Origin of the sequence: Flavobacterium sp. LC2016-23 (assembly GCF_009674775.1) — a bacterium.
GTDB lineage: Bacteria > Bacteroidota > Bacteroidia > Flavobacteriales > Flavobacteriaceae > Flavobacterium.
In genome coordinates this window covers 80,965-105,328 of the sequence record NZ_WKKE01000024.1, presented here as the reverse complement: position 1 = coordinate 105,328, position 24,364 = coordinate 80,965, and the positions used below count along the sequence as shown (strand labels likewise).

Genomic DNA, 24,364 nt, shown 5'->3' with positions numbered 1-24,364 from the left:
TGGTCAGGGTTTCATTCTGAGCGATTAAACTTTTAAGGTTTAACACATTCGAACCCCCTTTTTCATCTATATAGGTAATCGTTCCTGCTGCAGCATCCTGCGAAATACTGGTCAGCGTTTCAAAATTCGGAATCATAGCGGCCAGATTGATGGAATTATTAATTCCCTTTTCATCTTTATAGACCAAAATTCCGGTTACAGGATCAAAGGTGGCACTGGTCAGGGTCTCGCTTTGGGCAATTAGACTTTTGAGATTTAATACATTCGAAACTCCTTTTTCGTCTACATAGGTAATTGTTCCCGCTGTGGCGTCCTGTGAAATACTGGTCAGGGTTTCAAAATTCGGAATCATCGCAGCCAGATTAATGGAATTGTCGATTCCTTTTTCGTCTTTATAGACCAAAATTCCGGTTACAGGATCGAATGTGGCGCTGGTCAGGGTTTCATTCTGAGCGATTAAACTTTTAAGGTTTAACACATTCGAACCCCCTTTTTCATCTATATAGGTAATCGTTCCTGCTGCAGCATCCTGCGAAATACTGGTCAGCGTTTCAAAATTCGGAATCATAGCGGCCAGATTGATGGAATTATTAATTCCCTTTTCATCTTTATAAACCAAAATTCCTGTTTCCGGATCGAATGTGGCAGCCGTCAGAGTTTCGTTTTGGGTGATTAAAGATTTGATATTTAAGATTTTCGAAACTCCCTTTTCGTCTACATAGGTAATTGTTCCGGCTGTAGCGTCCTGCGAAATACTGGTCAGCGTTTCAAAATTCGGAATCATCGCGGCGACATTGACGGAGTTAGTAGTTCCTTTTTCATCTTTATAAACCAGCATTCCCGTTGCAGGATCAAAGGTTACTGAAGTTAAGGTCTCGTTTTGTGCAATTAAGGTTTTAAGGTTTAATACAGTTGAAATTCCTTTTTCGTCTACATAGGTAATCGTTCCCGCTGTAGCGTCCTGCGAAATACTGGTCAACGTTTCAAAGTTAGGAATGACGGCACCCAGATTGAGCGTATTGGCTGTTCCTTTTTCATCAGTGTACGTCAGAATACCGCTTAGAGGGGCTAAAGAAAGAGAAGTCAGCGTTTCGTTTTGTGAAATACTGGCAATCCAGGCAGTTCCGTTATAAACATATAGTTTTCCGGTGTTTACATCCACATAAAGATCCCCGGTAGATCCGGCTAAAGTGGGAGCACCGTTGCCTGTTTCGGGAGCTTTTAACTTGTTCCATTTGTTACTGAACCAATAGTAGTAACCAGGAACTATATCAGTATTGCTTGCTGTGTTAAAGACCAGTAAACTATTTATATTTCCATTACTGATGGTAGCATTATCTGTGGTTCCTGTTAAAGCAACCCTCGGAATAAGTATTCCTTTGTCAGTAGCAACAACGTCAAGTTGAGAAGAGGTATTGGGTAAAACAGTGCCAATACCAACCTGACTAAAGGAAATAAAAGGGAATAGTAACAAGGGGAGAAGTAATTTTTTTTTCATGGCTTTACTTTTTAATTTTTAAGAATAGTAATGTGAATGCGTAAAAAATGAATTCAAAACCAATGAGGCAAATTTTGTTAATAACCAAATTTAAGAAAATAAATATTAAAATAATAGTATTTAATTTTTTAAAGACCTAATAGTTAGTTAGATATGTTTTTTGTCGCTGTGTATAGCTTCGTGATTCAAAAGGGAAGAAGTGTTATTGAGTTTCCGATAAGAGACTTAAAATTAGGTAGTGAAAGGATGAAATTAAGCATTCTTTTTTTCCAGATATTACTTTGTTGTGTTACGTTATTTCTTTAATTGACGCATTGTTTAAAGGGTCTAAATTATTTACCGGGTTCCTGTTATTTTTGATTTCAATTCAATTTTTTAAAATTTGAAAGGCACTGTTTTGGAAATTTCCATAATAAGAAATAAGTAACAAATACGCGTTGGATATAATTCAAAACAGATGTCAGGCTGAGCCGAGTCGAAGCCCCTTTGTTCTGAAAAAGCCTTAGACTCTGCTCAAGCTGACATTGATTTCTATAAGAATAAAGATGTTTTATTCAAATTGATACTTTGATCTACTTGTTTTTGGATCGAATCCTATTTTAAGTAAATGACAACCAATGACTTAATAAATGCAAAAAGATAATATGAGAACTACACACACAGTACTAATTTTGCTTCTTTGTGTAACCGGTTTTGTATCGGTACGCGGACAAGTTCAGAAAGAGGAATTCGTTTTTCATTATTCAGTAATGGATGCGCTGCGCAATGGCGTTTACAAGGGGGATATTACAGTAAAAGAACTGAAGAATAAAGGAAATTTTGGCTTAGGGACTTATAATTTTCTGGATGGTGAAATGGTTGTTTTGGATGGGGTATTTTATCGAATACCTTCTGATGGAAAAGTTACCAAAGCAGAGCCTGAACGAGAAGTCCCATTTGCTTGTTTAGCTGTATTTAGTGCCGATAACCAATATGAAATGAGCGGTATTGCAACTATAGAGGCGCTTCAAAACGAAATACGAAACAGGCTTCCCTCTTCCAATAAACCGTATGCCCTGCGTATTGAATGCTCTTTTGACTCCATTGTAGTGGGCAGCGCAGCAAAACTGGAGGCTAAGGATACTACAGGTTTGGCAGAATTAATGAAAACAAGGCCTTTATACCAGAAAGAGCATATTTCGGGAACAATGGTGGGCTTCTATACGCCGCCTTCTTTTTCAGCTGTAGATTTATCCCCTTTTCATTTTCATTTTATTGCAGTTGACAAAACATTTGGAGGTCATTTCATTTCAGGAGTATTAGCGGCTGCAAAAATAAAAATTAGCATTGACGAAAAATCAGGCTATGAGATTGTGTTGCCTAAGCAAAATAAAACTTTTGATAAACCCTGGCCGCAACAGTCTGCTATTAAAAGTGTTTACTAACTGTATTGGTTAAACCCGTTTTTTTACTCTTAGCTCTTATAGAGGCAAAGTTCGAAGAGCTAAAGCAATACAATCCCGATAGCTATCGTGATGGCGAAGTTGTGCTTTCCAGCGTATTCTTACATAAAAATCTTAGCGTTCTTTGCGGTAAAAAAGTATGTAATACCTCTGTTTTTTATGTTCTTTTACAATATTTAGCGTTGATCCGACTTCAGATTATCACCATCTTTAAAATGGAGTCTTCTGAAAACAAAACCCGATAAAATCGTTAAAAAACCAACGACCAAAAAGGTATAGCGAAAAGCATTGTGAATTTCATGGTGAATGAGTTTTATATCGCCCTGAAAAATTTTCAGCACCAACAGCCCGAAAGCGATACCAAAACCAATCGCCAGCTGCTGATTGACAGAAACCAGTGAGTTGCCGCTGCTGGTATGGTAGACGCGCAAATCGGCAATTGAAATGGAATTCATGGACGTAAACTGTATGGAGTTAAAGAAACCCAATACGGCAATGATAGGAACATACCAGTAAATCGATGTATGAATAGACGGAATGGCCAGCGCGCAAATCAGGGCACCGATAATAAAAGTATTTACCATTAAAGTTTTTCGATAACCAAAAGTGTTTAAGATGTGTATGACAGCCGATTTTCCAAACATCGCGGTTAGGGCCATAGGAGCAACAATCCATCCCGAGGTAACCGCCGACTGTCCGTAAGCAATCTGAATCATCATCGGGAGCAGTAAGGGAATGGAACTAAAACCCAACCGCGTAGCCAGGTTTCCAATAATACCCACCCGAAAGGTCCGAACCTGAAATAAATTCAAAGGAAAAAGAGGGTTGTTGTCCCTTACGGCATGGCGATAGTACCAATACAGCATTAAAAAGCCCGACATAAAGAGCGCTAAAACCGGCGATACCTGAACAGTATTGCCAAACAATTCCAGTGCCACAGACAAAAACAGCGAGGCTGCGGCAAAAATAAGGAAACCCTTTAAATCAAAATCAATTACGGGAGATTTATAATCCGGCATGTATTTAAGGCTTAAAATAACGCCAATAATTCCAAATGGTATATTAATAAGAAAGATCCAGTGCCAGGAAAGATAATCAACCATATAACCTCCAACCAAAGGACCCAGTACCGGACCAATCAGGGCAGGGATAATAGCAAAATTCATGGCCTTTAAGAGTTCTTTTTTAGGAAATGTCCTGATGAGCGCCAGTTTTCCCACCGGAGTCATTAAGCTTCCGCCAATTCCCTGTACCACACGGGCGAAAACTAAATGGGTAAGATTTTGCGAAAGCGAACAAAACAGGGAACCCAGGCTAAATAAAAACAAGGCAAAAATAAATACTTTTTTAGTCCCGAATTTATCCGACAGGAAGCCGATTACCGGCATAAAAAGAGCCAGGGTTAAAACATAACTAATAATGGCATTTTGCATTTCCAAAGGCGACTCCTTTAAATCTCGCGCAATCGAGGTGATCGACGTATTGAGAATAGTAGAATCAAGCATCTGCATAAAAATGGAAGTAGCCAAAATAACGGGTAATATTTTTTTTGTAGTCGAACTGTTTTGTTCCGAAGCAGTTGTACTCATTTCTTTTTCAGGCTTTAAACATTTTTATAACGGAAAGTCCGCACTATTGACTGCACGGTTCCAATATTAAAATTGATTTGGCTGACGTACGGGAGTTTGAAACTAACTTTTTTAAAAAATAACAGCTAGCGGCAGCGGTAAAATTAAGGAAGATTTTATGAATTTAATGATTATTTTTCGTCAACATCGTTTTTTTTACTTCAGAAGTGGCTTTCTCATTGTGTCTCGAAGAGGTCGATTTTGATTCCGTTTTTTTATCGGAAGTTCGGGAACTTGAAACATTGTTTTTGTGATTTGAAGTAGTCATAACGCTGTTTTTTAAGTTAGAATTCAAAGGTAGCCCCTGAAATGACGTTTGCATGATAACACTGATTGTTAGTAATTATTGTAGTAACAGTTCATTGCAATTCGTAAAAGGCAAAAAAGTCAGGCTTAAAGAATAAAATATCCCAAAGCCCGGAAAGAGTATTAATGTAACCGTTGATATAAAAAATAGTAAGAAAACAGAGGTATATCAGGATTCTTTTACTTCGAAATCTCCGTAAGAATCAACGTCATCGAGATGCTCTTCTTCCTGATCCGGGCGCTCGTTAAAATCATTTGAAGATTCGTTGTCCGGATATTTTGGATCTTCGCCCCAATTTAATAATTGTTCTTTGATCGTTCTGTAGGCACAATAGAGGTGTTGTCCTTTTTGCAATTCCGCATGGCTTTCTGAGTTTGTTGAGTTTGCAGTGTTCATGATTTCAATTTTTAGTAAAGGGATTAATTGATAGATAGTGCACGGTTTTAAACTTTGGCTAAATTAAAACGATACTAACGCAAAACCGTTATATAATTTTTAGCTATAGTTGTTTAATTATCAGTTTATTGGTGCTTTTTTACCTCCTGCTTTTACAGAAAAATTGGTACCAAATGTTTGCAGAGGAGCAACAAATTATTTTTCTAAAATCTCTTTTCTGAAAATAACCCCCCAATTTAGAATCTCGTCCAGTAATTTTTTCATGGTCATACCCAAAGGGGTTAGCGAATATTCCACCGTTACCGGCATGCTGTCATAAAGTGTACGGGTAATGATTTTATTGGTTTCTAAAGCTTTCAGTTCCTGTGACAACATTTTTGGCGAAATATCTGAAATGTCTCTCTGTATTTCTCCAAAGCGCTTGTTACCATGAGTTAATGAAATGATTATGGGCAAACGCCATTTTCCCTGAATCACTTCTAAAGTATCTCTGGCAATCATTAACCGGTGTTGGCAAACTTCATCTTTTTGACTCATAACGATCTGATTTAAAAACAACTCACCTGAAGGTAACTACTTACTCAGGGGTAACTACTATATTTTGTATAGCAAACTTAGGTAATTTTGTTTTTATAATAACAGTTAAAAAAACAAATATGAGCAATAAAACAACATGGGCAATAGACCCATTGCATTCCGAAGTTTTTTTTAAAATTAAGCACCTCCTTATTTCAACAGTGACCGGTTCCTTCCGAAAATTTGAAGGGAATATCATTACAGAAGGAACAGATTTCAACAATGCAAAAGTTTCCATTGTAATTGATGTTAAAAGTATCGATACCAATCAGCCGCAACGGGATGAACATTTACAAAATGGTGATTTTTTTGATGCAGATCTCTATCCGCAAATCACTTTTGAATCTGTTTCTTTTGTAAACACGGCTGGCAGTGCTTATAAACTGGCCGGTAATCTGACGTTAAAAGGGGTAACCAAACCAATTGAATTAGAGGTTGAATATGGCGGTTCTGAAAATAATGGTCATGGTATGATAAAACATGGCTTTGAAATAACCGGAATCGTAAACCGAAAAGAATTTGGAATGACCTGGAATAAAATTACGGATTCAGGCGGCTTGGGATTAGGAGAAGACATTAAGCTTATGGCCAATATCCAGGTGGGGCAATTAGTGGAATAAGTCATAGTTTATTATTTACTCAGTACACAGGTAAAAAAGAACAACTACTTTTTACCTGTGTATTTTTTTTCCATAATTTTAATTTGTTTTTCAGACATTTGACCATCATTAGAAAATAAAATCAATGGAGTATGTTTTAATGCCGGATAAGTTATGGGCCGCAGGAAGTGAAAAACAGGCCGTAAGTTTTTTTTCGTATGTATCAGACAAGCCAGTGGTCAAGGGTAAAAGTCGTTTAACACAGCATATGATTAGTCTCGTCACACAAGGCGAAAAGACAATTTACAGCAACGGCAGGCCCATTCATATTTCGGCAGAAACGATTCTGCTTCTTTCCCAAGGTAATTATTTAATGACGGAGAAGCATGATGGACCTGAAAAAGTAAAAAGCATCCTTGTTTTTTTTGAGGATGATTTTTTGCAGCGTGCCCGTAAAGAGAGTTTAAAAATCAGTAAACAGAAGGCCGAAAAATTTCCTTATGTTGTAATAGCAAAGGATAGGTATGTCAATGATTTTATCAAATCTGTTCAGGATTTATTCCATCAGGATGTTTTTAGCGCAGCACTGCAGACAGCCAAACTCAATGAATTGCTGCTTTACCTTTTTTTGAAATATCCGGAAGAGTTTAGCAATTTTCAAAATGCTGCCGCTACAAAAACAGCAGAAGAAAAAATTCAGACGATTATCAGACACAACGTATTTACAAACCTTTCGGTTAGTGAACTTGCTTTTTGCTGTCACATGAGCCTGCCAACCTTTAAACGTAAATTCCGGCAGTTATACAATCAGCCTCCGGCCAAATGGATTCAGCAGCAAAGGCTTACTTCGGCAGCAGATTTATTACAAAAAGGTTCGAAACCAAGTGAGGTATATCTACAGGTAGGTTATGAAAACCATTCCAGCTTTTCGCAGGCCTTTAAGGCTCATTTTGGCGTATTACCCAGGGATTATACTAAAATGAACTTTTAGCAACATAATATGACCCTTTTGCAGTAGCCTTTTAAACTGTGCTTCAGTTAATTTTGTCGTATAAAAATGATATAACATGAGCACAATGCAAAACAAGAATCTGCTTCTGCACTACAACAAAGAAGTAGTAGAAAAGGGAGATATGGAAGTACTGAAACAAATTGCCACTCCCGACTTTATCAATCATTCTGCACCGGAAGGAATGTCAAAAGGAATTGACGGTATACTCTATTTTTTTTCCGGTATACTACACACCGCATTTACGGATTTGACAGTGGATATACTCGACATGATTGCGGAAAATAACAAAGTAGTGACAAGAAAGGAAATAAAGGCAACCCATACCAACACACTCTTTGGGATAGAAGCAACAGGTAAAAAAGTAACCATAAAAGTGATTGACATTTTTACTATTGTCGATGGAAAACTAGCGGAACATTGGGGAGAAAATAATTTTGGAGCCATTGTAGCATCTTTGAAAGGGTAGAAGAGTAAAGTATAGAGTAAAGTGTAAGACGCAAGATACAAGAGCCAAGACCGAAAATCTTGCGTCTTCCATCTTGTATCTTCCATCTTGTATCTTCCATCTTGTATCTTCCATCTTGTATCTTCCATCTTGTATCTTACATCTCGCATCTTCCATCTTCCATCTTGTATCTTGCATCTTGTATCTTCCATCTTGCATCTTTCATCTCGCATCTAGCATCTTGGTTCTTACATCTCGCATCTAAATAAGCTATCCCTTCTCTTCATTATTCAGGGTGAAGTTATAAAATCCCACTCTGCAACAGTACGTTTGCTTTTCAAATTACTTACAATGCTGAAGCTCTTGTGTTTAAGGCAGACAGACAGACAACTTTTTCAAAACGGCCATGATTGCTGACAGAAACGTTCTGACTGGTCTTCGATGGGGCAGATGCCAAAAACGGAATACCCTGCTCGTTTTTGAGAATATTCTTTTTTTTAATTTCAAGCACGGTAGCCCACTGGTACGGATGGGAGACTGCTATGGTGTGCAGGTACTCTTTATGAAAAATCGTTTTGGTATAATACACCCTTCCAAAGCAGCTTACTTTTCCCGAAGCACCGCTTGTGCTTTGAGTATCGATGGTACAGACCAGTTTTTGAGGTATATACGCCCTGATTTTCGTTTGTCGGTTATAAATTTTATACGCAGCTTCCTTCATACTCCAAAGCAGCCACACCATCATTTCAGAGTTTAGATCCCGATCGATAAGCAGCTGTTCCTCAGGCGTAAAAAGTTTCTCTAAAAAACCTTTGCGCTGCCAGTTGCTTTCCTGACGCGATTGCAAAATGTCAATCACATCATTGCCGATCATTTTGCAGCCAGTTTGGTTTCAATAATTTCCACTGCGGTTTTTACATCCAGCATCCGTTCCATATCGGTATTGTCAATAACGACATCAAAAACTTCTTCGATGTCCAGAATAATATCAACCAGATTAGCAGAGTTGATGCTAAGATCATTGATAAAATCAGTTTCTTCTGTAAGATTGTCAAAAGCTTCCGTATTAGTGGTGTAAGGCTTTATAATTGCTTTTAGTTTCAGTATAAGTTCTTGTTTGTTCATAGTATTATTTTTGAAATTTTTTAAAGAGGATACAGGCGTTTACATCGCCAAAACCAAAACTCGCTTTGGCAATAATAGCAGCGCTTTTTTCCAATGTTTGTAAAGGAATTTTCGAGGCATCAATAAGGGACGTAATTTCAGGATGAAGATCGGCGCAATTCGTATTTCCAAAGATAAAACCTTCATGTAGCTGCAGCACCGAGGCAACGCTTTCTATACTTCCCGCCGCACTCAGGCAGTGGCCTGTGAGGCTTTTTAAAGAATTGATGTACGGAAAATCAGTGCCATTTCGTCCCAAAGCCTTCGTCCAGTTCTCAATTTCCAGACTATCTTTTGTGGTTGCGGTAAGATGGCCGTTGATAGCATCCACATCCGCCCCCGATATTCCGGCATTGCGGAGTGCGGTAGTAATACACCTTTGTACCGCAGTACTGTTGGGTGCTGTCATACTGCCGTTGCCGCGCTGTCCGCCTGAGTTGACGTGGCCGCCCAGTATTTCAGCATAGATCGTGGCACCGCGTTCCAAAGCACTGTTCAGCTCTTCAACCACTAAAGCACCGGCGCCGCTGCCGGGCACAAATCCCGCCGCCGAAGCACTCATCGGACGCGAGCCTTCTTCGGGATGGTCATTGTATTTGGAACTACAGACGCGCAAAGCATCAAATCCCGCCCAGATATAAGGGCCGCTGTCTCCGGTACTTCCGGCCAATACCCGTTTTGCCTGTCCGGATTGGATACGGTCATACGCCATCAGGATCGCTTCGGTACCGGTAGAGCAGGCAGAAGAATTGGTTGTCACCTGATTTCCCAGGCCGAGTTTCCCGCCCAGATACGCACTTACGCCACTGTTCATGGTTTGGGCCACAACGGTACTGCCCAGTCTCCGCGTTTGCAAATCGTCTATTTTATAAATGCTTTCGCGAAATTTATCAATTCCCGAAGTTCCGGAGCCAAAAACAGTTCCGCTGTCCCAGTCCGGTTCTTCGTTTTTTTCTATCGGCAATCCGGCATTTTGCCAGGCTTCCATACCGGCAATAACGCCATAGAGAATACCGGTGCTGTTAAAGCCGCGCAATTCCAGTTCCGTAAAATACTGCGCTTTAAGTTCCTTCGAAATTTGAGGCTGTCCCGCAATCTGACAGGAAAACTGCAGCTCCTGCAATTGCATATCATGGCGTATACCCGAAATTCCGTTTTTCAGGGCATGGGTAAACGCGGCAATGCCAACTCCGTTGGGAGCAACGACACCAAGACCTGTTATGACCACACGTTTTTTCATAATTTTGTCGTAATCATGCCGGCAATGATGCCTTTGCAGACTTCCTGTCCGGCTTCGTTTTTCATAATGGCTTCACATTTGAGTTTCCCAAACCTGAAAAATAGTTTTGTTGATGTGACCGTTACTTTTTCATTGGGATACACCGGTTTCAGAAACTGCATATCCGCAGACGTAAAAGCCACCACGGTATCTTTTTTCAATTCATTTCCCAATAAAAAAATACCCAGGCAAACCATACCGATCTGGGCCATGGTTTCCGTCAGGATTACACCCGGGGTTACGGGATTGTCTTTAAAATGCCCTTTATAAAAATCCAGATCTTCCCGAAAAGTATAAGTTCCGGTGATGCCATTTTCATCGGCATGAAGCAGTTCATCCACAAATAAAAAGGGTTTACTGTATGGCAGCTGCGCGATAATATTTTGTAGTTCCATGTTTGTTTTTAAAAAGTAATTACCATTGCAATAAAACACGTTGTGCCGAAAATCCCGGGCCAAAACTGAGCATAAGTCCTTTTTCCCCAGCTTGTGGTTTATTCTCCATAATGCGTTCTAAAACATACAGCACCGTGGCGCTCGACATATTGCCGTATTCTTTCAGTACTGCTTTCGTATCGTCAATATTTTTGCCCAGTCCGGAAAAGAGTGCTTCCACGGTGGTCACAATTTTTTTGCCGCCGGGATGAAAAATCATATGATCCAGATCTTTAATCTCCAGCTTGTTTTTTTGCAGGAACGGATGAATAATGTCACCAAAGTGGGCAGCAATCGTATCGGGCACTTCAATATCCAGAACCATCTGCAAGCCGCTGTTGGTCACTTTAAAACCCATCATATGTTCTGCATCATAAAAATGATACATTTCCTCATCGATAATCTCAGGGCCTTCATCTTCTTCATACGAAGATAAGAGGCAGCAGGCGGCACCATCCCCAAAAATAGCGGCACTTACAATATTGGGCATCGAAAAATCATTCAGCTGAAAAGTAGCCGTTGGCGATTCTACGGCGATCACCGCAGCCCGTTTGCCGGGATTGGACTTCAGAAAGTTTTTCGCATAGAGTATACCCGATATTCCGGCGGCACAGCCCATTTCAGTAACAGGCAGGCGTACAATATCCTGTCGAAGGTTCATTTTATTGATCAGGTAGGCATCCAGTGAAGGGATCATGATTCCGGTACAGCTTACCGTAATAATATAATCCAGTGTTTGGGGGTCCCAATTGGCTTTTTTTAGTGCTTTTTCGAGCACCTGTTCGCCTAGCACGATCACTTCACGGCTGTAAATATCGTTTTTCTCTTCAAAGGAGGTCGCAGTAAAAACTTCGCTGGGCTCCATGATCGAGTAGCGTTTATCAACGGCTGCCCCCTCAAATATTTTTTTTACTTTTTTTATAAAACGCTCTTCATGTCCGAACAGCCAGGCATCCAGAAAAGGCATGATTTCTGCCGTGGTGCGGGAATATTGGGGCAGCTGCTTGGCTACTGTTGTTATTTTTACACTCATTTTTTAGTAATTATCCATTGGTAGCGAAAAGCCCACTTCCAGGTTATGGTATAGTTGTTTAAATTTAGTTTTTTGGAAAATTCCTTCAGTTCATTTTTTTTAAAACCTCTTAATATGGATACCTGGCCATCTTCGCGCGACATTGTATTGAGATTGAAAACAAAGCCAATCAGTTGAAAAAGCCGATAAGCCAGTGTACTGCGGTGCAGATCGTTTATGACAATCCCAATCGTTGTATTCGTATGAAAGATACGCATTATATGAAGGATTTGCTCGTTTGTAAAGTGGTGCAGGGTCAGGGTACATAAAACAATATCGTGTTGGAGGGATTTAAATTCCTCGCTGAAAATGTCAACGCACCGATATTCAATATTCGAAAATTCAGCAGATAACGATTCGGCGTACCGTACCGTAAAAGCATTGGCATCAATACCAATAAGTTTAAAATTCAGCTGATTTTCAGCCCCATAATCGGCCAGCATTCTCAGCATATCCCCATTACCGCAGCCTATATCGGTTATTACGATGGGTTCCGAAACAGTCCTTTTTTTCAACAACTGCCGGGTAGCATTCAGCGTTAGTTTGTTACCGCCTAATAACCGGTTGATACGGGCAATCTGATCCAGCGCAGATCGTAATTCTTCGCCCGTAAGCGAAAAATCATCCATAATCTCGGTTTCCTGTGTTCTGTATTGGGTGTTTATGGCCATTTAATAGATTTCTATGGGTTTACCATGCGTTTGTTTAATAATGAACGGAAGCAGTCCCGGGAAGGAGGCTACGATTGAAATAAGAAAATTTGCCATTTTTTTCCGGCTTAATATTTTAGCCAGTACACGCCCCATAAACAAGCGTCTCCCAAAATTCGCTTTCCATCTTTGGGTATACGTTCTTTCTAAAACCTCACGCGAAATAGCTCCGTTTTGAAAATCCAGTACCAATTCAGCAGCTATTTTAGCACTGTGTAAAGCCATGGCCATGCCATTACCACATAACGGATGGATAAGGCCGGCAGTATCACCAATCATAAGGATGTGATTTTCTACAGGCTGTTTGGGGTCAAATGAGATCTGACTGATGGTGATGGGTTTTTCAAAAAGAAGGGCACTGCTTTCCAGAATAGATTTTAAGCGTTTGTTTTTATAAAGCACTTTACGTTGATACGCTTCTATGTTTTTATATTTTTTGAAAGTGGCATAATCAGCCAGATAACAAATATTGATACTATTATTTTCTACTTTGGAAATGCCGCAATAACCGCCACTGAAGTTGTGTAAAGCGACGAGATCATCGGGGAAATCACCGGAATAATGTGCTTTAACGGCCAGCCAGGACGATTTTTTATGAATAAAATCCCTTGCTAAAACCTGATCGATATTGGAGCGTTTGCCGTAAGCGCCCAATACAATTTTTGAGGTGAAAGTCTGGCTGGGAGTCCGAACACTGAATACCTCCTGATCAAAAGCAATATCCGTAACCGTTTCCTGTATAATTTTACAGCCATTGGCTATGGCTTTTTCATAGAGAAAATGATCCAGGGCATACCGGCTGATACCAAAGCCACCTAAAGGAAGTTTTGCTTTTGCGATCCTCCCGTTCGATGTGGTGAACTCAAAGTTGGAGATAGTGGTGGGTTTTAATGTAGCAACCGCTGCACCAAGCCAGGTTAAATAGGGTAAAATTTCATTAGAAATGTATTCGCCACAAACCTTATGTCTGGGATACCCGGATTTTTCGATAAGCGTTACCTGCATTCCCTGTCCGGATAAATGAATAGCACTCGCCAAACCTGCCAGTCCGCCGCCAATGATAAGTACATTAGTGTTTGTTTTCATATAAGCAAGTTAGATATAAATCTATTAACAGGATACAGACTGTGCCTTTTTTTTTAAGTCAAATGGCATAAAAAAAGCAGTATTTTTCAGAGGTAAGGCGTCCGATCTGCTTCCCCGGTCTTTACTTCTTACTTTAGAAAAGTACACAGGATTAAATTTAGATTTTAGTACCTGAAAAGGTTTATAGCATTACCCTTAAATGTTATACAATTTCCCGATAAAATTTGGGTGTGTTTAATTGTATACATTCACATTAATTTTATATTTGTATTCATTCTAAATAAAAATAATCATTTTAATTCACATGAAAATAATTACTAATGCACTACTAAATAATGTTTTAGCTAAAATATTCGCGGTGCTGCTACTGCTTCTTTTATGTCCGCTGACCGCTTTTTCGCAATCCAATAGCGGAACAATCTCAGGGAAGGTACTGGTAAAAGACGGAAATTCTGTACAAGGTTCAAAAGTAAAAATTGCGGAACTGAATAAAACAACGGTTACCGATGCCGATGGTACTTATGAACTCAAAAACATCCCTTTTGGCACTTATGTAGTCGAAGTTGTGATGAACGGCTACGATTCCTCCCCGGCTTCCGTACTGCTCGATCCAACTCATACGGCTGTGCAATTGGATTTTGAACTGATTTATACCTCACAGGAATTAGAGGAAGTCATTGTCAGTTCGGGCGGAAACCGATTTGCCAGAAAAGAAAGCGAAGAAGTTTCTAAGATGAAGCTGAAAAACATGGAAAACCCGCAGGTGTATACCATCGTAAGCAAGGAACTGATGAAAGAGCAGGTGATAACCGATTACAACAGTGCTTTTAAAAACGTTCCGGGAGCCGGTATTGCCGAGGTTCGGAATCAGGGAAGAACCACCAATATTTCAAGAGGTTTTGCCACGCCGCAGCTGGTACGAAACGGGGTCGGAAGTTTTACCTATAATTCTATTGATCCGGCCAATTTAGAGCGCATTGAAGTCATTAAAGGACCATCGGCGACGTTGTTCGGAAGCACGATTTCTTCTTTCGGAGGTTTATTCAACAGGGTCACCAAAAAACCTTTCGATTTCTTTAAGGGTGAGGTTTCGTATTCCGCTGCCGATTGGGACCTGAACCGTTTTACGGCTGACATCAATACCCCTCTGAATGACGATAAAACAGCGCTTTTCAGAATTAATACCGCTTTGCACAGCGAGCGAAGTTTTCAGGATGCCGGTTTTAATAAAAGCTTTTTTATCGCACCCAGTTTCTCCTATGCCGTAAACGAAAGGCTGACTTTACTGATTGACGCCGAGTTCAGTTCTTTAAAAGGGACTTCGCCAACACGACTCGCGCCCTATACCGGAAAAGACGCTACGGCCAGAAGTATCACCGAAATGGGTATTCCGTACAAACTTTCTTTCGCCAACAATACGGTAAATTATACCGGACAGCAGTACAATATATTTGCCCAGTTAAAATATAAAATATCAGACGAATGGACGTCGCAGACTATTGTGTCCCGTACCCGCTCTTCAGCAGAAGGCTATACGGTAGCGCTAACCGCTTTGAGCAATACGACGCTGAGACAGGCGGTGACCAAACAGGACAATCCGTACTACGGAACCGATATTCAGCAAAACTTGAACGGTGATTTCAAAATCGGAAGACTGCGTAACAGGGTCGTGGCCGGTTTCGATTTCTACAGCCTGCGTGCCACCCGTAACGATGCAACCGTCAACATGCCCGCCATCAACTATAAAAAACCGGGGGATGCCTACAATAATTTTACTGCCGATAAAATAGATCCGCTGTTTTTACCGGCGAATGTTAAATTCAGTAATTATGTCTCCAATAACGAGCGAACCTATAGTGCTTATGTATCAGACGTACTAAATATTACAGACAAATTAATTGTAATGGGCGGGGTTAGGGTAGACCGCTATATTAATAAAGGTGTCTATTACCCAAGCCGTGATTCATTGGTAGGAAGTTACAATCAGACCGCCTTTTCGCCAAGATTGGGGGCCGTGTATCAGATTGTAAAAGAAAAGGTATCCGTATTTGCTAATTACATGAACGGATTTAACAATGTGGGCGGATCTGATTTTAACGGAAATACCTTCAAGCCGAACCAGGCGAACCAGTTAGAAGGAGGAGTGAAGTTCGACTTTAATAAAATCAGCGCCACTTTAAGTTATTATGATATCCAGGTAACAAATATTACCCGTGACGATCCCGATCACGCTAACTTTCAGCTTCAGGACGGTACACAGCTCAGTAAAGGATTGGAGGCCGAACTGATTGCCAACCCGATTCGGGGTCTGAATATCGTAGCCGGTTATACCTATAATGACAGTAAGTATACTAAAGCCAATGCCACCATCAACGGATTACGCCCGACAACGGCAGGTTCGCCAAGAACTGCCAACCTGTGGGCCAGTTACCGTCTGGTGGAAGGATCGCTTTCGGGATTGGGACTCGGTTTCGGAGGGATTTACGGAAGTGAATATTACCAGACGAACACCACAAACTTTCAGTTTAGTATTCCTTCGTATACCGTTCTGGATGCTTCTGTATTCTACGACAGGCCCAAATACCGATTAGGACTAAAAGTAGATAACCTGACCAACGAGAAATACTGGTCGTACCGTTTAGCAGCGCAAAATCCGACAAGGGTGACCGGGAATATTACCTTTAAATTCTAAGTATTCCCGTGAATTATTTTAAAAGCAGATTCTCTATATTTGAACTTTACGATACCCTATGAAGAAAGGATTTAAAAAAGCAGTACGACAAATACATTTATGGCTCGGTTTAGCATCGGGCCTCATCGTTTTGATCATTAGTATCACGGGGTTTTTGTATGTTTTTGAAGCAGAAATCCGCGATGCGGCACAACAGGAATTTCTGCACGTGCCCGTTCAGCAAAAACCTTTTATAGGGCTTACCGCTATACTGGAGAACTACCAGCGCCTGGAACCCAAACAGAAAATAACGGCTTTAAAAGTAAATAAGGAAGAAGCGAACGCCACCGTTCAGATTTCCACCAAAAAGAAAAAGACCTACTATTTTAACCCATACGACGGGAGCCTGGTCAATGAAAAAGGCGCAGACTGGCTCAATACGGTTTTAGAAGTACATCGTACCCTTTTATTGGGCGAGGCGGGGGAATTCATTCAGGGCTGGTCCGTGGTGATTTTTTTGATTATGCTCATCACCGGACTTATTTTATGGTTTCCGAATCAAATGCGTCTGGTGAAACAGTCGCTTCAGATAAAATGGAGCGGTTCTTTTAAAAGGGTCAATTACGACCTGCATCAGGTGCTGGGATTTTATGCTGCTGTGGTATTGCTGCTCATTGCATTTTCAGGACTCTATTTTAAATTTGATACGGCCAAAAAAGCAGTCAATGTCGTGACCCGAACCACTTTAAGCAAAGGAACGGAAGCCGTACCTCCGGCAAAAATAGATTCGACGACCATTCCGGTGCGATACAACAAGATTTATGAAAGTGTGAACGCTCAATATCCGGGAGCCTCTTCCATAAGTTTTTCAGTTCGGAAAACGGGTGAACTCCGGGTGCGAATGACCTATCCCAACCAATGGGCAAGTGCCAGAAAGCAGAACAGTATCTTTTTCGACGGAAAAACAGGAGCGTTAGTACGAACCAAATTGTACAAAGACAACAATGCCGCGGACGTATATGAAGCGAGCAATCACGATCTGCATACCGGCGCTTTCTTCGGACTGGCGGGTAAAATACTCTGGAGTGTGGTCAGTCTTATAGGTGCCTCCCTTCCGGTAACCGGGTTTATCATCTGGTGGAAGAAAGGAAAGAAATCAAAAGGGAAAAAAGTCAAAAAGGGGAAAGGGTAGAATGGGGTTTACGCGCTCTTCGCCGGATTAAAATGCCGCAGAATTTGTTTCGGTGCCGCGATTACTTTGCTTTGAACAGGGTCAAACCACTCGACCTCTTTGGTCACGGCTGCACAACATTCGTTTCCGGAGTTGAAGAAGTGGCTTTCAATACGGATTTTGTCGCCTATATAACACTGTTTCAGCTCCACAAAAAAGGGTTCGGTAAACATCAGGTCTTTATAACAAACCAATACATGATCGCCTTCCTGCAAACCAAGCTGCAAAGCATGGAGCCGCTCTTTTGAAAATCCGTTCGCAAATAAAAAACGATACAGTACCCGAAGCGTATAAGAAAGGTAGGCACTGCTTTCCATGACCATGCTGTCATTGACATCTTCTCCCGAAACAACATAATTTTTGCAGATCATTTCCTTTTAGTTTAGGGTTGTTAAAAAAGAGGTCAGTCTGTAACAACTGACCTCGGGCCATATTTATTTAACCAGTAAAAAATTGTAATTAACCTTTATTTTATCCGCAATTTTTTTTCGTACCAGACTCGGTATTTCAATACCGTAATCTTCCGGTTTCACGTCAAAAGAACCCATAGCAATAACGCCGTTGGCTGCTTTCGACACTTTTACGGTTACGGTTATCGGTTTTGTTACTCCGTGAACGGTAAGGTCTCCTTTTAAAGTAAAACTTTTAGCGGTACCGGTCACTTTCGAAACATCAAAATCCTCTATTTTACCTTTTAAAGTAGCTTTTGAAAACTTTTCAGATTCCATATAATTTTCGTTGAAATGTTCCTCCATTAAGGCCACCTTAAAACGAAACCCTTTGATCAGGACCAAGGCCGCGAAATCTCCGGTAGAAGTCTCTAAAACCGCAGAAACACTTTTGTTTTCGGCCGCCACTTCTTCGTTAGAAGGCGTAGAAGCCTGAAATTTTATATTCCCCGTTTTGGTAATCAGTTTTTGTGCAAGCCCGTCTGCATTTGCAGCTATAAGCAATACGAATACGAAGAAATAAAGAACTGTTTTTTTCATGATCGTTAATTTTCCAGAAGTCCGTCCGTATTCCATTTCACAATCACATCAATATTCGCCTGAGACATTCTTCCGCCCTGAGGCATGATGCCCTGCTGGTCATTCTGCAGCTGAATTCGGTTTAACAAACCGGCATTTTGAACAGCAGCTTTTACCTCTGCATACGTAGTCAGCGGTCTGAAAGAAGCCGATCTTCCGTTTTGGTGACAGCTGATACAATTGGCATCTATAATCGCTTTTGCATTTTTACTGTAGCTAAAAGCAACTGTCGGATCCGGATTTGGCGTTCCGGTTGGCGGTGGTGTAGCGATATCCTCGTAGGTATCAGAACTGCTGCAGCTCGTAAAGGCTGCCAGCAATAAGCTAAGGGCTATTAGTTTTTTCATAGTTGTTGTTGTTAAAGGTTAAGGGTTAAGGGTTAGGGGTTATGGGTTAAGAGTTATGGGTTATGAGTTATGGGTTATGGGTTATGAGTTATGGGTTGTGTGTTTGGGGTTAGATGTAAGGAGGGAGTCGCTTGTAAATCTCTCATTCTCCAATTATCAAATTATCAAATTCTCCCATTATCTAATTATCTAATTCTTAAAAAACCCTATACAAGTTAAATCCGAAAAAGAAATCGCCTTTGCCCCAGTCGCCGGAAGCATTCGTAAGGTAACCGCTCTCGCTCATTGCCTGTGAATTGGTGAAGATCAGCTGAAAGACATGCCCGCCGGTTTCTACATCCAGACCTACGGATAGTGGATTTTTGTAAAAGTCAGGAGTGTCAAAGTTGTGCATGTACTCTAAGTTTACCGACAATCTTTTGGTGATTTTATAGCGTCCGCCGCCGCCAAACGAAAACTGGTTGTCGTTTTCGATGGCCGGATTGTACAGGTTTTTATGAATGAAGGACGGCACTAACTCTAGCGAAAGTTTTTCACTTAGCTTTCTGGAGACCAGCAATTGCTGTACATACGTCATACGATGTTTGAATTCCAGTCCCGGATACTGATCCTTTTCCAAAAAAGTATTGATGTCAGCCACACTGTACCCGACAATATCTACCGGAAAATTAGCATCTTGTCGTGCCATTCGGTATTTCACACCGGTTTCATACATTTTGTTGAGGGTATGTCGGGAGAGACTAACCGATAACCAGTCGGTCACACCGTAAATACCACCCAGTTTGGTCGTGGCGTTATCAAGACCAAAAAAACTGTCAAAACCGTCTTTAACGGTACCAAAACGGTGAGAGACTACAAAATAGAACTCTTTTTTCGCCGGCATTTTGGTCGTTTGTAAGGTCACGAGCTGTAAAGCCTTAAAAGTGGCCGTCGAATAGGTGGGTTCGACCTGAGTCGAATCGAGATCCTTTAGCAGATCATCCTGCGAATAGGCCATAGTAGCCAGAAAAAGGCAGATTGGAACTAAAAATTTCTTCATAATTACATTAATTGTGTGGGGTTAATTAAGGGTACACTGGTCCAGTTTCACTTCCTGAAAAAGTTCGTCATATCCGATACATTTGCCTTTAACGGTTACTTTGTAATGGAGCTGTTTTTCTTTTATTTTTCGGGTAAACAGACAAAAAACAGTATTTTCGAGCGTGATTACCGAATCCGTTTCTTTGGTAACGGTGCCTGTGATCGCAATGGTTTTATTGAGATACAGCGCATCCGCTTTTTTCGGATCAGCGTTGTATTCTTCGAGTAATTTTCCGGCTGTGATACTGAAATCCGGACTTTCTGCGGCTATATTGCGTGCTTCCTTAAACAGAAAGCCGTAATAAAAATAAATACCCGCCGAAGCCACGATCAGTACCGCCACGATGATAAAGGCGATTCTTTTTCTTTTCATAATAATGCTTTAATGGTCAGGCAGCACCCGTACTTTTTTTTATCTCAGACCAGCCCGGTAAAAACCAGGCCCATCTGAAATAGAGATTGGTGTTGCAGAATATTTTAAAACGAATCGGCTTAGATGGCCAGCGGCGAATCTTTCACCGGTACCGGCCAAACGCCCGGACTAGGGAAACTGATTCCTTTATTAGCGCCTCTTACGTTGGCATCCTGTCCGAAGTAATACAAAGGCCAGCCATTGTACACCAGTTGCGATTTACCAAATACGGTAATCACAGAAAATTTAGTTTTGTCCAGAACAGAAGGCACCACGATTTTGTCGGTTTCATAGATCGGCCAAACCGCATTGTTGGAGAAATCAGCTTTTGTAAAATTGTTTTTCTTGAAATTATCGTTCTTAAACGTATACAGGGTGATTCCTTTTGCGTCTGTAAAATAGGTCGTTACACCATCGCCCACCGTATAATCCGATTTGTAGTTTTTACCATCATGTCCTACCAGCTGGCTTCGTACCAACAGAATCGAATAATCGGGTTTGGCAATAAACCAGATACCGCCAACACCGTCACCGGTTGTTTTACCTGCCGCTTCCGGTACATTCGTTCCGGCACCGCCATACCCGTCACCCGAAGAAAGAGGTGCATAGTAATACAACGGCCAGCCTTTATAAGTAACCTGTTTTTTGGCAGAAGCAGTAGTAATCGTTCCAAAATCAGCTAAGTTTAGTCCGTCACCTAATTTATCAGCCGTTAAATTATCGACATTAAAAGCAGGCCATAATGCTTCACATCCGCCGGTACAAGAGGCTTGTCCGTTGGCATCTGTCGCGAAAAAATACAAAGATCTTCCGTCTTTATCCGAAAGGTAAGAACCTAAAGTAGCACTGGTAGAAAGGGAAATTTCTTTTTTAACGACAGTAACAGGCGGAGTAGTAACAGGAGTATCACTGCCGCTGTCACTGCTGCAGCTTACAAAAAAGGTGGTTGCGATAAGCGCAACGAATGCTAATGTAATTTGTTTTGATTTCATGGGTTTTAAAATTTTAACTTATTTGTAATTGTTGTTGGTTGTTAGTTTTTAGTTTTTAGTCCTTAGTTTTTAGTTTTTAGTTCTTAGTCCTTAGTTTTTAGTCCTTAGTTTTTAGTTGTTGGTTTTTAGTCTGTCCAGATAGCTATTGGGATCAGTCTGAGTTCTATATTCTTTGCTCTATACTCTTTGCTCTATACTCTTTGCTCTATACTCTTTGCTCTATACTCTTTGCTCTCTACTCTATATTCACTTTTCAGCACCATGAACTAAGGACTAAGAGCTAAGGACTAAAAACTTAGAACTTTTCACATCGAACTAACAACTAATAACAAACAACCAACAACAATAAAACAGCCTCATAGCAGATTACCCTACCAAAGAATTGATGTTTTATTGAAAAAAAGTAAAAAAAGGGAAGTAAAGCTTTACAAATAGTTGGAATACAGGCTTATAAAGAAACCCTGAAACTTACATTCGGAGTTCTTTGCAGTGCGAAAGTTTCCACTTCCTCGATGGAATTGGTGAGGGAACTGATGCGGTAATATTCGCTGATTTCGTTTTTGCGGTTCAGGATATTCAGGATCGAGAGGCCTGCTTTGTACTGAATGCCATTCGTTGTTTCCCACTTGTAGGTAGCCGAAAGGTTCACCTGCGAAAAGATATGCAGGTTGGTATTGTTGGGTTTGTTGTATACCAGTACAGGAGCTGAAGGATCTATTTGCGAAAGATCGGCAGCGGTTTTGGGCCTGCCGGAAGACCATTTGGTGCCCAGGGCAATCTTAAAATTGTTTTTCTCATAAATAGCGGCCCACGACAAAGTATGCGTCAGCTCAAAATTGTTCGGAAAAGTAGGGTATTCATAATCCGGAAAATGATAATTGTTTTTATTGTAGGTATAACTGAACCAGGTCAGGAAGTGGTTGATTTTTTTCTGGATCAGGAATTCGGTTCCCAAAACCTCATAATCGCCCGTGGTACGCACAAACTCCAGCTGGTTCTGAAAACCCTGGCTCGAAGTAGTGATGCCGTTGACCTTTTTATAAAAATTTTCGATATCCAGCAGCCAGTCGTTTTCTTTATAAAATACATTAAGCGAAAGCTGTTTGCTTCGCTGAATTGGGACAGTAGTATTATTGGAGATGATCCAGCGTCTTTTTTCAATGCCGAAATAATCTTTCTGCAGATCAATAATTTGTTGTGAATTCTGGCTTTTCAGTTCGCCCAGCAGTTCGATACTAACGCTTTTACTGATCTCGTAGCGTACTTGCAGGCGTGGTTCTACCCTGTATTTTTGAAACTTTTCAATATAATTAAAACGCGCTCCGGCCTTCAGCGAGAGTCGGGAGAGGGTATCATTGTATTTTCCCTCCAGAATCAGGGCATGGGTTCTCAGGACATCTTTGACCCTGCGGAAGAAATCCGGATTCGTCACCTGTTCTAAGTTGGTAATGCCTATTTCGTTGTACTGATACCCATTGTTAAAACTAAATTTAGACGTAAGGGTATGATTATTTTCTACATTAAACCCATTATTGTTTACCGTATTTTCCTGAATCACGGTCTGGTTGGCATTGGTCGTTTTCTGGTTGCCCACCAGCTCGTAAGTCGAGTTGTAGATATTAATTTTAGTCGTATTAAAGGGATTCCAGTTTCTTTTCCACGACAAATTACCGCCGTAATTCTGCTGGCGCAGCACATTGTTTTCCGATCGGTTGATGGCATAGAAAGTGGCACTCTGAAAAACTTCAAGATTGTCTTTTATCGTAATCAAGTCCAGTACGATCTGGTCTTTGGAGCCAATTTTCTGGGCGTATTTCAGCGTGGCGTCATAAAAACCGAATTTTTTGTCACTCTTATAATCGACATCCTGGTTTTGGGCAAAATCGGTAATGGTAGTGTTCTGAAATACTTTATTAAAATATTCCTTGTAGGTGGGGGTTTCTACAAAATCAGTAATCGATTTACGGGCCGAAATTTCGATGTAACTCTTTTTCGAAAGGTTGTACTTGCCGTACACATCGGCATTAATCATATTGATTCCGGCACTGAAACTATTTTTTTCTGTGGTTTCCGGAGTGGAAGAAATCGCGACCACACTCGAAACACTTTCGCCGTAAAAAGCCGAACTTCCGTTTTTATAGATCGAAATGGTGTGTGCCAGATTCGGATTGAAAACCGAGATTAAACCAAAAAAATGTCCGGTTTGAAACATGCGTATGCCGTTCCACAAAAACAAATTCTGGTCGTGCGTACCGCCGCGCACGTTGATGCTCGACACACTTTCGTCCAGACTGTTCACGCCCGGAATCTGCTGCATGGTCTGCAAGGCATCGGGTTCGATAAGCCCAGGCAGGATCCCGAACTTCTTGGGTTTGATTTCAAAAGAACCATCGGTATTTTTGGAAATGCCCGAAGCCAGCACCGCACTGGCCCTGATTTCTTCGAGTTCCGTAATTTCGGGTTCCAGAAAGATTTGCAGGCAATTTTCATCAGGATGAACAGACGTAATTTTTTGGGAGACAAACCCCACATGACTGACGCCAAAAGCAGTGACCTCGCCTTGACCCAACTCAAAATACCCGTTAAAATCCGTGGCAATCTGTGTCCCATTCGGTAAGCTGATATTGGCGTTTTCAATCGGTTTATGATCTGCGGCACCAAAAACGTAACCACAGAGCAGCGGAGCTGTATTTTCCTTCTTATAAATATTAATAAAGCGGTTGCCGATATTTTCAAAAGACAAATGCGTTTTCTGCGCCAGGTAGTGTAGTTTCTGGTCTAGCGAAAATGATTTTTTGGGCGGAACGCATTGCAGTCCGGCAATAAGGTCTTCGGTATAGTTGAAACTCACCTGATGCTGCTGCTCGATCGCAATGATGATTTTCTGAAAAGGCATGACTTTTCCTTTGTCCTGAGCAAAAAGGTTCAGGACAAGGAAAAAGGGGAGAAACAAAA

24 protein-coding genes and 1 pseudogene are annotated in these 24,364 nt (G+C 40.9%); 6 read left to right on the top strand and 19 right to left on the bottom strand.

Features of this window, described 5'->3' with window-relative positions:
- Positions 1–1,498: pseudogene (locus tag GJU43_RS18895) on the bottom strand (hypothetical protein); the annotation flags it as partial.
- A gap of 644 nt (positions 1,499–2,142) precedes the next feature.
- Here GJU43_RS18895 and budA point away from each other — a divergent pair.
- A complete protein-coding gene (gene budA, locus GJU43_RS18890) occupies positions 2,143–2,922 on the top strand; it encodes an acetolactate decarboxylase (RefSeq protein ID WP_154342905.1) in 780 nt (259 codons plus the stop codon).
- A 194-nt stretch (positions 2,923–3,116) separates the two neighbouring features.
- Here budA and GJU43_RS18885 read toward each other — a convergent pair whose 3' ends face one another.
- From GJU43_RS18885 to GJU43_RS18870, 4 genes are all read right to left on the bottom strand, one after another.
- Positions 3,117–4,529 carry an MFS transporter gene (locus GJU43_RS18885; RefSeq protein WP_154342903.1) on the bottom strand — a complete coding sequence of 471 codons (1,413 nt, stop codon included), beginning with the start codon at positions 4,527–4,529 and terminating at the stop codon, positions 3,117–3,119.
- A 163-nt stretch (positions 4,530–4,692) separates the two neighbouring features.
- The gene (locus GJU43_RS18880; protein WP_154342901.1) at positions 4,693–4,836 is read right to left on the bottom strand and encodes a hypothetical protein; all 144 of its coding nucleotides are present in this window, start codon (positions 4,834–4,836) and stop codon (positions 4,693–4,695) included.
- 207 nt (positions 4,837–5,043) lie between these two features.
- Entirely contained in the window at positions 5,044–5,271 is a 228-nt protein-coding gene (locus GJU43_RS18875) for a hypothetical protein (RefSeq protein WP_154342899.1), read from the bottom strand.
- Between the two features lie 195 nt (positions 5,272–5,466).
- Positions 5,467–5,808 (bottom strand): helix-turn-helix domain-containing protein, encoded by a 342-nt coding sequence (locus tag GJU43_RS18870; protein ID WP_154342897.1) that lies wholly within the window; start codon positions 5,806–5,808, stop codon positions 5,467–5,469.
- 119 nt (positions 5,809–5,927) lie between these two features.
- Between GJU43_RS18870 and GJU43_RS18865 the strand changes: the two genes are divergently transcribed.
- The 3 genes from GJU43_RS18865 (at position 5,928) to GJU43_RS18855 (ending at position 7,924) form a co-directional block, all read left to right on the top strand.
- On the top strand, positions 5,928–6,467 hold the full coding sequence (locus tag GJU43_RS18865; RefSeq protein WP_154342895.1) for a YceI family protein: 540 nt from the start codon (positions 5,928–5,930) through the stop codon (positions 6,465–6,467).
- A gap of 124 nt (positions 6,468–6,591) precedes the next feature.
- On the top strand, positions 6,592–7,437 hold the full coding sequence (locus GJU43_RS18860) for an AraC family transcriptional regulator (RefSeq protein ID WP_154342893.1): 846 nt from the start codon (positions 6,592–6,594) through the stop codon (positions 7,435–7,437).
- A gap of 76 nt (positions 7,438–7,513) precedes the next feature.
- Positions 7,514–7,924 carry an ester cyclase gene (locus GJU43_RS18855; RefSeq protein WP_154342891.1) on the top strand — a complete coding sequence of 137 codons (411 nt, stop codon included), beginning with the start codon at positions 7,514–7,516 and terminating at the stop codon, positions 7,922–7,924.
- A gap of 325 nt (positions 7,925–8,249) precedes the next feature.
- On the opposite strand, the gene GJU43_RS18850 is transcribed toward GJU43_RS18855, so the two are convergent.
- Genes GJU43_RS18850 through GJU43_RS18820 form a run of 7 tightly spaced genes read right to left on the bottom strand, consistent with a single transcriptional unit; the run spans position 8,250 to position 13,648 of the window.
- Complete coding sequence (locus GJU43_RS18850) at positions 8,250–8,777, bottom strand: 4'-phosphopantetheinyl transferase superfamily protein (RefSeq protein ID WP_154342889.1); 528 nt, start codon at positions 8,775–8,777, stop codon at positions 8,250–8,252.
- Complete coding sequence (locus GJU43_RS18845) at positions 8,774–9,028, bottom strand: acyl carrier protein (RefSeq protein ID WP_154342887.1); 255 nt, start codon at positions 9,026–9,028, stop codon at positions 8,774–8,776. Before GJU43_RS18845 ends, GJU43_RS18850 begins: the two co-directional genes overlap by 4 nt.
- 4 nt (positions 9,029–9,032) lie before the next feature.
- Positions 9,033–10,307, bottom strand: a complete 1,275-nt coding sequence (locus GJU43_RS18840; RefSeq protein ID WP_154342885.1) for a beta-ketoacyl synthase — start codon at positions 10,305–10,307, stop codon at positions 9,033–9,035.
- On the bottom strand, positions 10,304–10,741 hold the full coding sequence (locus tag GJU43_RS18835) for a 3-hydroxyacyl-ACP dehydratase FabZ family protein (RefSeq protein ID WP_154342883.1): 438 nt from the start codon (positions 10,739–10,741) through the stop codon (positions 10,304–10,306). Before GJU43_RS18835 ends, GJU43_RS18840 begins: the two co-directional genes overlap by 4 nt.
- Positions 10,742–10,760: 19 nt before the next feature.
- A complete protein-coding gene (locus GJU43_RS18830) occupies positions 10,761–11,813 on the bottom strand; it encodes a type III polyketide synthase (protein WP_154342881.1) in 1,053 nt (350 codons plus the stop codon).
- On the bottom strand, positions 11,810–12,523 hold the full coding sequence (locus GJU43_RS18825) for a methyltransferase domain-containing protein (RefSeq protein ID WP_154342879.1): 714 nt from the start codon (positions 12,521–12,523) through the stop codon (positions 11,810–11,812). The genes GJU43_RS18830 and GJU43_RS18825 overlap by 4 nt, the downstream gene beginning before the upstream one ends.
- The gene (locus GJU43_RS18820; RefSeq protein WP_154342877.1) at positions 12,524–13,648 is read right to left on the bottom strand and encodes an NAD(P)/FAD-dependent oxidoreductase; all 1,125 of its coding nucleotides are present in this window, start codon (positions 13,646–13,648) and stop codon (positions 12,524–12,526) included.
- Between the two features lie 304 nt (positions 13,649–13,952).
- On the opposite strand from GJU43_RS18820, the gene GJU43_RS18815 reads away from it, so the two are divergent.
- Together GJU43_RS18815 and GJU43_RS18810 are read left to right on the top strand one after the other, a co-directional pair.
- Positions 13,953–16,340: a TonB-dependent receptor gene (locus tag GJU43_RS18815; RefSeq protein ID WP_154342875.1), complete on the top strand. Its 2,388-nt coding sequence runs from the start codon at positions 13,953–13,955 to the stop codon at positions 16,338–16,340.
- 58 nt (positions 16,341–16,398) lie between these two features.
- Positions 16,399–17,511 (top strand): PepSY domain-containing protein, encoded by a 1,113-nt coding sequence (locus GJU43_RS18810; RefSeq protein WP_154342873.1) that lies wholly within the window; start codon positions 16,399–16,401, stop codon positions 17,509–17,511.
- An 8-nt stretch (positions 17,512–17,519) separates the two neighbouring features.
- Here GJU43_RS18810 and GJU43_RS18805 read toward each other — a convergent pair whose 3' ends face one another.
- The 7 genes from GJU43_RS18805 to GJU43_RS18775 all read right to left on the bottom strand — a co-directional run bounded on the left by GJU43_RS18805 (position 17,520) and on the right by GJU43_RS18775 (position 24,362).
- Positions 17,520–17,921, bottom strand: a complete 402-nt coding sequence (locus GJU43_RS18805; protein ID WP_154342872.1) for a hypothetical protein — start codon at positions 17,919–17,921, stop codon at positions 17,520–17,522.
- 63 nt (positions 17,922–17,984) lie between these two features.
- A complete protein-coding gene (locus tag GJU43_RS18800; protein WP_154342870.1) occupies positions 17,985–18,539 on the bottom strand; it encodes a YceI family protein in 555 nt (184 codons plus the stop codon).
- A 5-nt stretch (positions 18,540–18,544) separates the two neighbouring features.
- Positions 18,545–18,925, bottom strand: coding sequence for a cytochrome c (locus GJU43_RS22850; RefSeq protein ID WP_195760067.1), 381 nt, complete (start codon positions 18,923–18,925; stop codon positions 18,545–18,547).
- A gap of 196 nt (positions 18,926–19,121) precedes the next feature.
- Positions 19,122–19,964 carry a DUF5777 family beta-barrel protein gene (locus GJU43_RS18790; RefSeq protein ID WP_154342868.1) on the bottom strand — a complete coding sequence of 281 codons (843 nt, stop codon included), beginning with the start codon at positions 19,962–19,964 and terminating at the stop codon, positions 19,122–19,124.
- A 21-nt stretch (positions 19,965–19,985) separates the two neighbouring features.
- Positions 19,986–20,378, bottom strand: coding sequence for a hypothetical protein (locus tag GJU43_RS18785; protein ID WP_154342866.1), 393 nt, complete (start codon positions 20,376–20,378; stop codon positions 19,986–19,988).
- Between the two features lie 119 nt (positions 20,379–20,497).
- Positions 20,498–21,409, bottom strand: coding sequence for a hypothetical protein (locus GJU43_RS18780; protein ID WP_154342864.1), 912 nt, complete (start codon positions 21,407–21,409; stop codon positions 20,498–20,500).
- 448 nt (positions 21,410–21,857) lie between these two features.
- On the bottom strand, positions 21,858–24,362 hold the full coding sequence (locus tag GJU43_RS18775; protein ID WP_229655083.1) for a TonB-dependent receptor: 2,505 nt from the start codon (positions 24,360–24,362) through the stop codon (positions 21,858–21,860).
- Positions 24,363–24,364 lie beyond the last annotated feature (2 nt).

Excerpts from the sequence above, each read along its gene's own strand:
- budA (WP_154342905.1), top strand. The coding sequence starts at position 2,143 with ATGAGAACTACACACACAGTACTAATTTTGCTTCTTTGTGTAACCGGT.
- GJU43_RS18885 (WP_154342903.1), bottom strand. The coding sequence starts at position 4,529 with ATGAGTACAACTGCTTCGGAACAAAACAGTTCGACTACAAAAAAAATA.
- GJU43_RS18880 (WP_154342901.1), bottom strand. The coding sequence starts at position 4,836 with ATGACTACTTCAAATCACAAAAACAATGTTTCAAGTTCCCGAACTTCC.
- GJU43_RS18875 (WP_154342899.1), bottom strand. The coding sequence starts at position 5,271 with ATGAACACTGCAAACTCAACAAACTCAGAAAGCCATGCGGAATTGCAA.
- GJU43_RS18870 (WP_154342897.1), bottom strand. The coding sequence starts at position 5,808 with ATGAGTCAAAAAGATGAAGTTTGCCAACACCGGTTAATGATTGCCAGA.
- GJU43_RS18865 (WP_154342895.1), top strand. The coding sequence starts at position 5,928 with ATGAGCAATAAAACAACATGGGCAATAGACCCATTGCATTCCGAAGTT.
- GJU43_RS18860 (WP_154342893.1), top strand. The coding sequence starts at position 6,592 with ATGGAGTATGTTTTAATGCCGGATAAGTTATGGGCCGCAGGAAGTGAA.
- GJU43_RS18855 (WP_154342891.1), top strand. The coding sequence starts at position 7,514 with ATGAGCACAATGCAAAACAAGAATCTGCTTCTGCACTACAACAAAGAA.
- GJU43_RS18850 (WP_154342889.1), bottom strand. The coding sequence starts at position 8,777 with ATGATCGGCAATGATGTGATTGACATTTTGCAATCGCGTCAGGAAAGC.
- GJU43_RS18845 (WP_154342887.1), bottom strand. The coding sequence starts at position 9,028 with ATGAACAAACAAGAACTTATACTGAAACTAAAAGCAATTATAAAGCCT.
- GJU43_RS18840 (WP_154342885.1), bottom strand. The coding sequence starts at position 10,307 with ATGAAAAAACGTGTGGTCATAACAGGTCTTGGTGTCGTTGCTCCCAAC.
- GJU43_RS18835 (WP_154342883.1), bottom strand. The coding sequence starts at position 10,741 with ATGGAACTACAAAATATTATCGCGCAGCTGCCATACAGTAAACCCTTT.
- GJU43_RS18830 (WP_154342881.1), bottom strand. The coding sequence starts at position 11,813 with ATGAGTGTAAAAATAACAACAGTAGCCAAGCAGCTGCCCCAATATTCC.
- GJU43_RS18825 (WP_154342879.1), bottom strand. The coding sequence starts at position 12,523 with ATGGCCATAAACACCCAATACAGAACACAGGAAACCGAGATTATGGAT.
- GJU43_RS18820 (WP_154342877.1), bottom strand. The coding sequence starts at position 13,648 with ATGAAAACAAACACTAATGTACTTATCATTGGCGGCGGACTGGCAGGT.
- GJU43_RS18815 (WP_154342875.1), top strand. The coding sequence starts at position 13,953 with ATGAAAATAATTACTAATGCACTACTAAATAATGTTTTAGCTAAAATA.
- GJU43_RS18810 (WP_154342873.1), top strand. The coding sequence starts at position 16,399 with ATGAAGAAAGGATTTAAAAAAGCAGTACGACAAATACATTTATGGCTC.
- GJU43_RS18805 (WP_154342872.1), bottom strand. The coding sequence starts at position 17,921 with ATGATCTGCAAAAATTATGTTGTTTCGGGAGAAGATGTCAATGACAGC.
- GJU43_RS18800 (WP_154342870.1), bottom strand. The coding sequence starts at position 18,539 with ATGAAAAAAACAGTTCTTTATTTCTTCGTATTCGTATTGCTTATAGCT.
- GJU43_RS22850 (WP_195760067.1), bottom strand. The coding sequence starts at position 18,925 with ATGAAAAAACTAATAGCCCTTAGCTTATTGCTGGCAGCCTTTACGAGC.
- GJU43_RS18790 (WP_154342868.1), bottom strand. The coding sequence starts at position 19,964 with ATGAAGAAATTTTTAGTTCCAATCTGCCTTTTTCTGGCTACTATGGCC.
- GJU43_RS18785 (WP_154342866.1), bottom strand. The coding sequence starts at position 20,378 with ATGAAAAGAAAAAGAATCGCCTTTATCATCGTGGCGGTACTGATCGTG.
- GJU43_RS18780 (WP_154342864.1), bottom strand. The coding sequence starts at position 21,409 with ATGAAATCAAAACAAATTACATTAGCATTCGTTGCGCTTATCGCAACC.